At 65.1% G+C, this 11,875-nt stretch carries 12 protein-coding genes; 6 read left to right on the top strand and 6 right to left on the bottom strand.

Going from position 1 to position 11,875, the window contains the following annotated elements:
* Positions 1 to 53: 53 nt before the first annotated feature.
* On the bottom strand, positions 54 to 992 hold the full coding sequence (locus AC1Y2B_RS02595) for a pirin family protein (RefSeq protein ID WP_482251492.1): 939 nt from the start codon (positions 990 to 992) through the stop codon (positions 54 to 56).
* A gap of 861 nt (positions 993 to 1,853) precedes the next feature.
* On the opposite strand from AC1Y2B_RS02595, the gene AC1Y2B_RS02590 reads away from it, so the two are divergent.
* Positions 1,854 to 3,035 (top strand): mandelate racemase/muconate lactonizing enzyme family protein, encoded by a 1,182-nt coding sequence (locus tag AC1Y2B_RS02590; RefSeq protein WP_482251491.1) that lies wholly within the window; start codon positions 1,854 to 1,856, stop codon positions 3,033 to 3,035.
* Positions 3,036 to 3,191: 156 nt separating this feature from the next.
* Here the strand turns inward: AC1Y2B_RS02590 and AC1Y2B_RS02585 are convergent, their stop codons facing one another.
* The 5 genes from AC1Y2B_RS02585 to AC1Y2B_RS02565 form a co-directional block, all read right to left on the bottom strand.
* Positions 3,192 to 4,439, bottom strand: a complete 1,248-nt coding sequence (locus AC1Y2B_RS02585; protein WP_482251490.1) for an ABC transporter substrate-binding protein — start codon at positions 4,437 to 4,439, stop codon at positions 3,192 to 3,194.
* Between the two features lie 73 nt (positions 4,440 to 4,512).
* Entirely contained in the window at positions 4,513 to 5,565 is a 1,053-nt protein-coding gene (locus tag AC1Y2B_RS02580; RefSeq protein ID WP_482251489.1) for an aldo/keto reductase, read from the bottom strand.
* Positions 5,562 to 5,900 carry a TIGR04076 family protein gene (locus AC1Y2B_RS02575; protein WP_482251488.1) on the bottom strand — a complete coding sequence of 113 codons (339 nt, stop codon included), beginning with the start codon at positions 5,898 to 5,900 and terminating at the stop codon, positions 5,562 to 5,564. Before AC1Y2B_RS02575 ends, AC1Y2B_RS02580 begins: the two co-directional genes overlap by 4 nt.
* Positions 5,900 to 6,379: a DUF3830 family protein gene (locus AC1Y2B_RS02570; protein ID WP_482251487.1), complete on the bottom strand. Its 480-nt coding sequence runs from the start codon at positions 6,377 to 6,379 to the stop codon at positions 5,900 to 5,902. Before AC1Y2B_RS02570 ends, AC1Y2B_RS02575 begins: the two co-directional genes overlap by 1 nt.
* Positions 6,376 to 7,074: a GntR family transcriptional regulator gene (locus AC1Y2B_RS02565; RefSeq protein WP_482251486.1), complete on the bottom strand. Its 699-nt coding sequence runs from the start codon at positions 7,072 to 7,074 to the stop codon at positions 6,376 to 6,378. The genes AC1Y2B_RS02570 and AC1Y2B_RS02565 overlap by 4 nt, the downstream gene beginning before the upstream one ends.
* 93 nt (positions 7,075 to 7,167) lie before the next feature.
* On the opposite strand from AC1Y2B_RS02565, the gene AC1Y2B_RS02560 reads away from it, so the two are divergent.
* From AC1Y2B_RS02560 to AC1Y2B_RS02540, 5 genes are read left to right on the top strand one after another with little or no spacing between them, the layout of a single operon-like run.
* The gene (locus tag AC1Y2B_RS02560; RefSeq protein ID WP_482251485.1) at positions 7,168 to 7,932 is read left to right on the top strand and encodes an ABC transporter ATP-binding protein; all 765 of its coding nucleotides are present in this window, start codon (positions 7,168 to 7,170) and stop codon (positions 7,930 to 7,932) included.
* Complete coding sequence (locus AC1Y2B_RS02555; RefSeq protein ID WP_482251484.1) at positions 7,929 to 8,654, top strand: ABC transporter ATP-binding protein; 726 nt, start codon at positions 7,929 to 7,931, stop codon at positions 8,652 to 8,654. Before AC1Y2B_RS02560 ends, AC1Y2B_RS02555 begins: the two co-directional genes overlap by 4 nt.
* On the top strand, positions 8,651 to 9,547 hold the full coding sequence (locus AC1Y2B_RS02550) for a branched-chain amino acid ABC transporter permease (protein WP_482251483.1): 897 nt from the start codon (positions 8,651 to 8,653) through the stop codon (positions 9,545 to 9,547). Before AC1Y2B_RS02555 ends, AC1Y2B_RS02550 begins: the two co-directional genes overlap by 4 nt.
* Positions 9,544 to 10,479, top strand: coding sequence for a branched-chain amino acid ABC transporter permease (locus AC1Y2B_RS02545; protein ID WP_482251482.1), 936 nt, complete (start codon positions 9,544 to 9,546; stop codon positions 10,477 to 10,479). Before AC1Y2B_RS02550 ends, AC1Y2B_RS02545 begins: the two co-directional genes overlap by 4 nt.
* Positions 10,476 to 11,792 (top strand): NAD(P)/FAD-dependent oxidoreductase, encoded by a 1,317-nt coding sequence (locus AC1Y2B_RS02540; RefSeq protein WP_482251481.1) that lies wholly within the window; start codon positions 10,476 to 10,478, stop codon positions 11,790 to 11,792. The genes AC1Y2B_RS02545 and AC1Y2B_RS02540 overlap by 4 nt, the downstream gene beginning before the upstream one ends.
* Positions 11,793 to 11,875 lie beyond the last annotated feature (83 nt).

Genomic DNA, 11,875 nt, shown 5'->3' with positions numbered 1-11,875 from the left:
GCCGTCGTTTTTGGCAGGCCATGTCCGTCATTCGCCGCACTGCGGCAGTGTTGTTACCGATCAGGCGCGGGAATGAATTCCGCCGCATCCCCCGGCGGCAACTGGAAGCGTCCATGCTGCCAGTCACCTGCGCGCCACGCCTCCTTGGCCGCCTCGATCCGTTCTTTCGAGGAGGCGACGAAATTCCACCAGATGTGGCGCGGCCCTTCCATTGTGGCCCCGCCCAGCAGCATCACCCGCGCCCCCAAGGGCCCCGCCTTGATGCCCAGCCGGTCGCCGGGGCGAAACACCAGCATCTCGCCCGCCGCATGGGTCTGACCGCCGACCGACACTTCGCCCGACAGCACATAGATGCCCCGATCCTCGTGATTGTCAGGCAAGGGCAGAACGGCATGGGCGGCAAGGGTCGCGTCGGCATAAAGCGTTTCCGAAGCCGTGGGCGTCGGTGCCTTCGCACCCCAGGCCTCGCCCAGGATCAGGCGCACCAGTTTGCCCTCGCCCTCCAGCACCGGCAGATCTGCCTCGGGGGTGTGGCGGAAGGCAGCAGGATCGTCCTCGTGATCCAGAGGCAAGGCCAGCCAGGTCTGCAACCCGAACAGGCTCAGCGGGGCTTGGCGTGCCGTGCCATCGGTCCGTTCGGAATGGGTGATCCCGTGTCCGGCATGCATCAGATTGACCGACCCCGGCGTGATCCAGCTGTCGGTGCCCAGCGAGTCCCGGTGGTGGATGCGCCCCTTCATCAGGTAGGTCACGGTGGCCAGACCAATATGGGGATGCGGGCGCACGTCGATGCCCTTCCCGGTCAGAAACTCGGCCGGACCCATCTGGTCAAAGAAAATGAACGGGCCGACCATCTGCCGCTGAACCGAAGGCAAGGCACGGCGCACCTCAAAGCCCCCCAGATCCCGGGCGCGCGGAATGATCACGGTTTCAATCGCATCCACGGCATCGCCAAGTGGCAGAACGGGGTCTAGCGCGGGGTTCCAGCTCATCATCGCCTCCTTGGGATTGACAGCAGTATAGCGGAATTCTCCGGACAGCTTAGACCCCAATTCGCACAGGCCCTGTTTGCTGGAACGCAGCCGTTTTTCAGCAGCTTGCTGCAGCAGATTGCCAATGCCGCCCGCGCAATCGTTGCGCGGACCGCCACGCCCGCAGGCCCAAGGGTGTTTCGCAGGTGTCATACCGTGCCATAGACCCCGGGTGTCAGCCATATATCCCACGCAACGCGTGGCCGGCATCCGACGGGGCGGCCCGATGCCACGGTTCCGTCCACAGTCGGCGCAACCCGCTCCCCGCCAGTCAAAGCACAAGGCGTCAAGGCGGACGATGCGGATGATCAGAGGACCAGGATTTCGCCAAGCCGGACGACCGAACAGCCCTAGGCGGGCGGAGGGTCGTTCCGACGAAGAAAGGGCCATGGTGTCAAGGATGCCGACGCAGACCCCGGCGGCGCCAAATAGTCAAAGCCCTCGCTTCCCATCGAGAACCTCTGGTGTGCCAGACAGTCCGAAGCCGTGGTGCGCGTGTCTGTGGTCAAAGCAATGACGCCCGGAACAGGGCTGTGCGGCGGACGCAAGTTCAAGGCGCTTGAGGACGCCGCACAGGACCAGCCACTTCGGAACCATTCGGGCACCGCACGCCAAGGTCGCCATCGCGCGTTTCACTTCCCCCCGCACCTCGCGCTCTGCGACAGCGCCAAGCGTGACTTCGGCAGGATCAGGTGGGTTCTTCACCCAACTGAAGGGAAGGATCTTGCCAAAGAATCCACTGGCACTCCTCCGCCGCAGGATTTGGCGATTTTCTTCCCGGAAGTTTCCAGCCAACATGGGCCCGTCGCTTGGGGAAACCTCATGAAGATCCGATCCATCCGTGCCACGCCCGTCAACATCCCGCTGCGGGCCCCCTACCGGTTCAGCTATGGCTCGACCGGGTCCTTGACCAAGACCGTGATCGAACTTCTGACCGAAGATGGCGTCTGCGGCCTTGGCGAATGTGCCGATGGCGATCGCGCGGCGGATGTGGCCCGGATGGCAGAACGGCTGATTGGCCGGGATATTCGGGACATCGGCCCGGCCGCGCGGGCCTGCATCCCGGGCATGTCCTATACCCCTTGGGACAACGTCGCAGCCCATCGAAGGGTCTTTGCCGGCATCGAATTGGCCATGTGGGATGCGCGCGGCAAAACCGAAGGCCAGCCCCTGCATCGCTTGCTGGGCGGGGCGGTGCGTCAGGACATCGCCTTGACCGAGTATTTCAGCTATCGCCTGCCGGGACCATCGGAACCGGGCGAGGCCAGCCCCGCCGACATTGCCCGCTATTGCGCCCGAATGATCGAGGATCACGACGCCCGCATCTTCGAAGGCAAGGTCGCCACCGTGACTTTGGACGAAGAGGTGCGCATGGTGGCCGAGGTGCGCGCAGCCATTGGCGACCGCCCGCTGCAGCTGGATGCCAACGGCGTCTGGACCCTGCCCACGGCGCGGCAGGCCCTGCATCGGCTGCTGCCCCATGGCATCGCGTGGTTTGAGGAACCCTGCGAGACCTACGAGGAAATGGCTGCGCTGCGGATGCATTTCGATTGCAGCTTCTCGACCCACATCGTTGACCTGCCCAAGGCGGTGCGGCTGGGGTGTCCCGATGCGATCGTGACCAACATCAACGAACTGGGCGGCATTCGCGGCGCATTGGATTTCGTGGCCTCCTGCGCGGCGATGGGGGTTGGTTTCCGCTTTCACTCTGGCGAAACCGGGGTGGCCACGGCCGCCTATCTGCATCTGAGCGCGACACTTGACCACGTGCGCGGGGCCAGCCAGACCCTGCTGCGCTGGTATGCCGACGATGTGATTGACGGGGGACCGTTCGTTCCGAAAAGTGGCGCCTTGCGGGTTCCCGAGGGGCCGGGTCTGGGGGTCACGCTGGACCCGGTTGCGTTGCGCCGCTGCCACGAACGTTACCTGTCGGAGGGCCGCTTTCCAGCGGGCGCGTCCGCCCCGCCCGGCTCGGCCTATGGCAGCGTGTTCCGCAAGACTTGATACCCTGCCAAACTTTCGCCAACCGGGCATGATGATCGTTCATGCGCCAGCCGACTGAGAACATGGCGGCGGAGCGCTGTGCAGATCCTGCAGCGTCACACCCGAACCGCGGGCGTTTTGGCCGGACGGCCTTGCAGTCGTCCGGCCAAAGTCACCTCAGTTGACCTTCGCCTTCACCGCCTCGACATCCGCCGTCGACATTTCGCCCACGGTGGTCACCTTGCCATCGACGATCTGCCACAGGCGGAACGGGCCCGCAATGTCGCCGAACTGGTCGAAGTTGATCGGGCCGATAACGCCCTCGTACCGGATCGGCTTGCCGGCCTTGATCAGATCCAGCGCCTTCTTGAACTCGTCCTTGCCGGCATGGATCACCTCACCCGCCGGGTCTACGGCCTTGCGCAGGGCATCGGGCAGTTTGGCCGGATCGGGGCTGCCCGCAATGGCCAGTGCCAGACCCACCAGGGCCCCCGCGTCATAAGACCGGTCCGCCGCCGGTGCCGCCGGGTCGATGCCGGAGAAGGCCTTGTAATTGGCGTTGAAATAGTCGGTCGACGGCGAAGCCACGGTCCCCGACGAGGTACCAAAGGCCTGCCCCAGATAGTCTTTGCCCACTGCGTTGATGAAGTCATCGCTGTTCATGCCATCGTTCAGCAGGAATTTCTGCACGCCGCCCTGACTGACCCACTGACGGGCAATCGTGGCCCCGTCGACCGGGTCAGAGATCAGGTACAGCGCATCGGGCGAGCCGGCCATGGCTGCGGTCACTTCGGCGGCATAGTCCGATTGCTTGGCGTTATAGGGCGTGACCGAGATCACCGTGCCACCCAGCGCCTTGTAGGGATCGCTGAATTCTTTGACCAGATTGACGCCGAAGTCATTGTTCTGGTGGATGATGACGATCTTCTTCATGCCGTTGTCGATGGCAAATTTCGCCGCAGCCACGCCTTGCAGCGCGTCAGAGGTGATGGTGCGGAAGAAGACACCGTTGGTCTTGCCGTCGCGGCCCAAGGCGGTCAGCGTGGGCGAAGAGGACGCCGGCGAAACCTGCAGCACCTTGGCCGGCCCGGTGACCGACGTCAGGATCGGGATCGACATCGGGCTGATGATGCCACCGATGATGGCGGGCACCTTCTCGACCTGAACCAGCTGGGTTGCCGCATCGACCGCGACATTGGCCTGGGTCTGGCTGTCCCGGGTATCGGTCTTCAGCGTGCAGCCATCGACGCCACCGGCGTCGTTCAGGTCGCGGAAGGCCATCTCGACCGACTTGGCTCCGGCCTGGCCGTAGGCCCCGGCCTCACCCGTCAGTTCCAGCACGAGGCCCACCGTGATGTCGCAGGCAAAGGAGGCGCCAGGCACAAGAGCCAGCGCCGCCGCAGTCGCAAGGAGGATCTTTTTCATCTGAGTTCTCGCTGTTGTGGGATGCCCTTGGTCTTTGTCCCCCGGTCTGGGCTTGCCCGGCGGCTGTTCCGGCTCAACTTTCGGCGTTGAGGTTGTATTTCATGATAGAGCCATGCCGCCCAGTTCGGTCACGTTCCAGCGTATAGGTGTCGCCGTAGGGGACATGACCTTGCGCCTGTATCGCAGCAATCTCTGCCCGGTCCGCCTCGGTCAGGCGCAGCTCCGAGATGGCGACATTGCGCGCCAGATGACTGCGGTTGCGGGCGCCCACGATGACAGCCGCTACGCCGGGACGGTCCAGCATGGCGGCACTGGCCACGGTGGCAATGTCCGTGCCATGGCGGTCGGCAATCCGGCGCAGGGTCCGCAGAAGGGCCTGAAACAGATCCCAACCGCCGAAATCGTCAATGATCAGCTTGTATTTGGTCAGCGACCGGTTTTCCAACGGCTCTGACGGTTCCTTCTGTCCCAGCCAGCGGTCGCCAAGAAAACCGCCAGCCACGGTGCCGTAGCAAAGCAGCCAGATGGCGTTGTCTTGCGCCAGCTTGACCAGATGCCGCTCGGGCCGCCGATCCAGCACGGAATACTGCACCTGCATCGAGGTCAGCGGCACCCCCGCCGCCAACATTTCCGCCGTCTTCACGCTGTCGAAATTGGTGCCAGAAACATTGGCCACCTTCCCCTCCAGCCGCAGATCATTGAGCCAGCCGATGACATCCATGTAGCGCGGCACATCATAGTCCCACCAATGGAACTGCACGAGGTCGAGCCGCTCTGCCCGCAGGCGCTGGATCGAGGTGTCGACGATAGAGCGGATATAGCCCTTGTCCACTGTGGCCAGCCGCGCCAGGTCGGGCACCAGCTTGGTGTGTACCTTGATCCGCGCCAAAGCCGCGGCCCCGAAGCGGTTGCGGTATTCCATGCGGAAGGCCCCGATCAGTTCCTCCACCCCGGTGTAAATGTCAGCGCAGTCGAAGGTGGTGATCCCGGCCTCGGCGAAGGCGATCATGTCCTCCACCGCTTCGGCGCGATCTACCGGGCCGTGGCCACCGGCCAATTGCCAGCCGCCCCGGATGACCTGGGAAATCTCGTGCCCCGGGCGCAGGGTGATGCGGGATACGGTCATGGGGCCTCCGGAAGCGGGACTGCGGTGGTTTCGGCATGGGAGAAGCTGCGCTTGGCCAGACGGGTGATGCGCAGGCGCGACGGGCAATTCGGGTCGGGGCAGGCAATTTCGGCGTCCGATGTCATCCAGTCATGCGGATGGGTCGGACGCTGCTTGGCGGCCAGCAAGGGCAGAACCGAGGAGAGCGAGTAGATCGAGAAGCTTTGCCCCGGTGGCAGGTGCAACTGTTCCCCCCGCAGTTCAAACCAGTCGCCAACCTTGCCGCAGAAGATCTTGGCCCCTTCGGGTGCCACGATCTCGACCCGAAGGTCATAAAGTTCGAAACGGTCGTCCATCATGCCTCCAGGCTGAAGGTGACATCACAGGCGCCGCTGCGACGGATGCGGCCGCAGGCTTCGGCCAATGCAGCGCGGTCCAGCGGGAGGACCTGTGCCACCACCGATCCCGCCAGCCAGCCAATGGGAAAGAACATCCGCGCACCGGGCCCATAGAATAGGCCGATGTCGAAGATCGGATCCGGATTGCCGCCCCAGACCCGGGCCGGCACATAGGCCAGCACCACGTCACCGGGCTGCGGGTGCAGGGTGGCATTTTCGGGCGGCAGAGCATGGGCATAGGCCGCACCCGCAAGGTGGGCGGCGGGGATCGGGCAGGAAATCTCCGGCCCCGTCCACATGGCATGCAAGCCCGGCACCACGCGGGGCGCTGACAGATAGGCCTGCAGGAACGCCACATTCTCTGGTGCCTTGCCGGGCAGGAACTCGGCCCGGACGTCCAGCCCCGAGCCTGCGGATTGGATGTGCAACTGGGTCATGCGGCGGCCTCTTTCCCGAGTTTGTCTTTCAGATAGGCAAAGGGGCGGCTGATGTCGGCCACCAAGGCCGCCCGCGCGGCCACGCCATCGCCCGCCTCCAGCGCTTGCACGATATCATGGTGAAAGCGCGCGGCATCCTTGGCTCCTGCATCGGAAAACGCATAGATCGCGGCACGGGTGAAGGGTCCGGACTGCAGCCACAGGCTTTCGATCATCGGCAGCAGAACCGAGGAGCCACAGGCACGGTAAATCTCGAAGTGGAAGGCGTGGTTCAGCGTCACCTCACGGTCAATCGTTTCAGGATTTCCGCCCAGCCGCATCTCTTCCCATTCCAGCATGATCGCGCGGATGCTGGCCACCAGATGCGGCGTCATCCGGGTGGCGGCCATCGCCATCGCCTCGCCCTCGATCAGGATGCGGGCGCGCAGCAGGTCGGCGATCCGCTCCATCGTCACCGGCGGCACGCGGATCGACCGGTTGGGCAGCATCTCCAGCGCTTGTTCCGTGATCAGGCGGCCCAACGCCTCGCGCACCGGCATGGTCGAGGTCACAAGCGCGTCGGCCAGTTGCCGGATGGTCAGCACCTGACTGGGCGCGAAAAGCCCACCGATCAGAGCGCGGCGCAGTTCGGTATAGACGCGGTCCTGCACGGTATCGCGCCCCACCGGGGCCAATCCTGTCGCCGTTTCGGTCATCCATGCTCCCCTGCGAATCGTCTTGCTTTTCAGAAGTAGACGCTCCTACTGTGATCAAATCAAGTGTGATCACAGATCAAATGTCGAGGTGCCATGACAGTTCTGGAAGCGCGCCACCTGACCAAACGCTTTGGCGGCATCGCGGCCGTCCATGACATGTCGCTGACGGTCGGTGCGGGTGAGATTCTTGGCCTGATCGGCCCGAACGGCGCGGGCAAGACGACGATGTTCGACCTTCTGGCGGGGTCAGTCACGCCCACATCCGGCAGCATCCATTTGCTGGGGACCGATATCACCGGCCAGTCCGCCCACCGCCGCCTGTCCGGCGGCATGGGGCGGACCTTCCAGATCCCGCGCCCGTTTCCCGCGCTGACCTTGTTGGAAAACATGATGCTCGCCCGACAAGACCAGACCGGAGAGCGCTTCTGGGCCAACTTCACCGCGCCCCGCCGCGTGGCCGAGGAAGAGCGTCACGCCCGCGACAAGGCCTTGACCTTGCTGGACCTCGTGGCCCTGCGCCGTCTGGCGGACGAACCGGCCCGGATCCTGTCTGGCGGCCAGCGCAAGCTTCTGGAGCTGGCGCGGGTCATGATGGCCGACCCCAAGGTGATCCTCTTGGACGAACCCGCTGCCGGTGTGAATCCCGCCCTGCTGGAGGTGCTGATCACCCGGATCAAGGAAATCAACGCCGGTGGCGTGACCTTCGTGCTGATCGAGCACAACATCGACATGGTTTCGCGCCTGTGCAACCGCATCGTGGTGATGGCGCAGGGGTCGCTGCTGTTCGAGGGCCGCCCCGATGAGGTGTCCCGCGAGCCTGCGGTGATCGAGGCTTATCTGGGCGGGGCGGCGGCATGAGCATTCTGGAGGTCAAGGCACTGGTCGCGGGCTATGAGCCGGGGCTGGCGATTGTGAAGGGTGCCTCGATCCACGCCAACGAGGGTGAGATCGTTGTGATCCTTGGCCCGAACGGGGCAGGAAAATCCAGCCTGATCAAGGCCATCGCCGGGCTTGTGCCGGTCAGCGGCGGGCAGGTTCTGCTGGGTGGCCGTGATATTACAGGGGTGCCGGCGCATCTGAAGATCCGTCAGGGCCTCGCCTTCGTGCCACAGACCGAGAACATTTTCCCACTGATGACGGTGGCCGAAAACCTTGCCGTCTCAGGCGGCATCCTGCCCCGGGGCGCGGTGGCGGGCCGAATGGAGGAAATGTTCCAGATGTTTCCCGACCTCGCCCGCCAACGCGCCTTGCTGGCGGGCAGCCTGTCGGGCGGGCAGCGTCAGATGCTGGCCGTGGCCCGTGCCCTTCTGGTGCGACCAAGCGTGCTGATGCTGGACGAACCCTCGGCGGGTCTGTCGCCCAAGCTGGTGGCGCAGGTCTTTGCCGGATTGCAGGACATCCGCGCCAAGGGTCTGACCATCGTGCTGGTAGAACAGAACGCCCGCGCCGCCTTGGCCATCGGCGACCGCGCCTATGTGCTGGTCGAAGGGCGCGAGGCGCATGAAGGTCCGGCCAAGACCCTTTGGGACAATCCCCTGATCGCGGAACTTTACCTTGGCCACCGAAAGGAGGCGTCATGAGCCTGCAATTCCTGCTGGATGGCCTGATCGCCGGGTCGATGATCGGCCTTGGGGCGATCGGCGTCACGCTGACCTATTCCATCCTGCGCTTTTCCAACTTCGCGCATGGCGATTTCATGGCCTGGGGCGCCTATGCGGCCCTTGCCGTGGTGGACGTCCTGGGTGGAAGTGCACCGATGAAGCCGCTGTCCTTCGGCTGGCCGCTTCTGCTGGCGATGGTCTTGGCGATGGGTCTGACCGCCCTGCTCGCCCTGGCCCTGGACTGGCTCCTGTTCGCCCGCCTGCGGGCGCGGGGGCAGTCGATCATCGTGGTCATGGCCTCTTTCGGCGCCTCGATGGCATTGCGCAGCCTTCTGGAGTTCGTCTTCACCTCGCGCCCGACCTATTTCTCGCGGGCAATCCAGATGGCGGTGCCTATGGGCCTTGGCATCAAGATCACCGCCGATCAGGTGGCGCTGCTGGTGCTGACACTGGTGATGGTCACGGGCATGCACCTGTTCATCTCGCGCAGCCAAAGGGGGCGCGAGATGCGGGCCTATGCGCAGAACCCCGCCCTCGCCCAAGTCATCGGGATCGACGTGGCGAAGGTGGTCCGCGCAACTTGGGTGATTGGCGCCTCTTTGGCTTGTGCTTCGGGCGTCATGGTGGGGGTTCTGGTGCAGATCCGCCCGCTGATGGGTCTGAGCCTGCTGTTGCCAATCTTTGCGGCGGCGATCCTTGGCGGCATCGGCTCCATTCCCGGCGCTGTGCTGGGCGGCCTGATCATCGGCCTGTCCGAGGCGGCGGCGGTGCAGTTTGTCGGCGCCGAGTGGCGGTCTGCGGTGGCCTTCGTCATCCTGATGGCGGTCTTGTTGTTGCGCCCGATGGGCCTGTTCGGAGTGGCAGAGCGATGATCATCGACCTTCTGGGCTATGGCGCTTTCTTCTTGTCCACCGCGCTGATCTTCGCGCTGATCACGCTGGGACTGAACCTGCAATGGGGCCTGACCGGGCTGTTCAACGTGGGGATCGCGGGCTTTGTGGCCATCGGCGCCTATGCCTCCGCCATCCTGACCACACCCGACGCGGCGGACCGGATCGGCGGCTTTGGCTGGCCGATTGTCCTGGGCTGGATCGCGGCGGCGTTGATTGCGGCGGGGGCTGCGGCCTTCACCGGCTATGCAACCCTGCGACTGAAGGCGGATTATCTGGCGATCACCACGTTTGGCGTGGCCGTCGTGGTGCAACTGGTGGCCCTGAACGCCCAAAGCCTGACCGGGGGCCCCTTCGGCGTAGCCTTCATCCCGCGCCCCTTTGCCGGGGTGCAGGATCAGCCCGTGCTGTTCAACTTCGCCAATCTGGCGGTGGTGGCGGGTGTCACGCTGGCCGTCTACCTTGCGCTGCAACGCCTGTCGGCCAGCCCCTGGGGCCGCGTGCTGCGCGCCTTGCGCGAGGATGAGCGGGCCGCCATCGCCTTGGGCAAAAGCGCGCAATCCTACCGGATCCAGGCCTTCGCGGTCGGCGGCGGCGTCATGGGGCTGGCGGGTGCGGTTCAGGCCCATTTCATCGGCTTCATCGCCCCGGACAACTATCTGCCAACGCTGACCTTTCAGGTCTGGGCCATGCTGATGGTGGGGGGATCAGGCTCCAACCGGGGGGCGGTGCTGGGGGCAATCGTGGTCTGGGCGATCTGGGTCGGTTCCGGCTCCCTGACCGCTGCCGTGGTGCCAAGCGATCTGCAGGCGCGGGCGTCCTCGTTGCAGATCGTGGCGATCGGCGTGATGCTGTGCATGATCCTGCTCTGGCGCCCGCAAGGCTTCTTTGGCGAAAGGCGGAGGCGGACGTGACCGACGCTCCCACGACCCTGTGGCACACCACCGCCCGCCCCTTGCCGGGATATCCCGCCCTCACGGGCGCCATGGCGACGGACCTTCTGGTCATCGGCGGTGGGTTTGCCGGCCTTTCCACGGCCCTGCATGCGGCCGAGGCCGGCCAATCCGTCGTGCTGGTCGAAGCGCATGGCATCGCCTGGGGCGCCACGGGGCGCAATGCGGGCTTTGTGGTGCCCAATTTTGCCAAGGTCGACCCCGATGACATCCGCGCCAATCTTGGTCCGGTGGCAGAGCGTCTGATTGCGATGGCCGCGGGCAGTGGCGACCTGGTCTTTGACCTGATCCGCCGCCATGCCATCGCCTGCGATGGGCTTCAGGTCGGCTGGATTCAACCCTCGCATTCCGACGCTGCCTTCGCCAAGGCGCAGTCCCGGGTGCGGCAATGGTCGGCCCTCCACCGCCCGGTCGAGCTGCTGGATGCCGCAGGCGTCACCCGGCTGACAGGTGTTCCCGGCTGGTGCGGCGGCTGGATCGACCGATCCGGCGGCGTCCTGAACCCGGTGGGCTTTGCGCGCGGCTTGGCAGAGGCTGCCACCAAGGCAGGAGCGCGGCTTTACGAACACAGCCCGGTCACAGCGCTGACGCGGCAGGGCGCGGATTGGCGGGCCACAACGCCAGAGGGCGCGGTGCAAGCGCGCCGGGTGGTGATGGCGACCAATGCCTATGTCGGCCACCTCTGGCCCGACCTGGCGCGCAGCTTCTTTCCCCTGCGGGTGTTTCAGGTCGCAACCGCGCCCTTACCCCTTTCGGTGCGCAACCGCCTGCTGCCGGGCGGGCAATCGGTCTCGGACACCCGCCGCAACCTGTTCACCTTCCGGTTTGATGCGCAAAACCGCCTGATCAGCGGCGGCATGCACATCCTGTCCTATGGCGCAGAGGCGCGGGTCCCGCAGGCGATCCACCGCCGCATGGCGCGGGTTCTTGACCTGCCCGACCTGCCGCCGCTGCAATTCGCCTGGTCCGGCATGGCCTCTGTGATGCCCGATTACCTGCCCCGGCTGGTCGAGCTTGCCCCCAACCTGATTGCCGGATTTGCCTGCAACGGACGCGGGATTGCCCTGTCGACGGCGATGGGCCGGGAATTGGCAGAGTGGGGGTGCGGCAAAGCCTTGTCCGACTTGGCCATTCCGCTTCGCGTGGCGGACAAGATCCCGCTTCACGGGTTGTCGCGGCTGGCCCCCAATGCCCTGTTGCCCATCAGCATGCTGCGCGACCGCCTCGATGGACGGGCCAATCCAGACCCGGCGAAACATCCTGATACAAAGTGACTTCGGCTTCGGCCAAGGACGGCTCACCAAGCGCAATGTGGCCGGGCAAGGCACGGGTCTTGGGCCCAGCTGCGGGCACTATC

Source organism: Stagnihabitans sp. (assembly GCF_964946895.1).
This window is presented reverse-complemented; position numbering and strand designations above follow the sequence as displayed.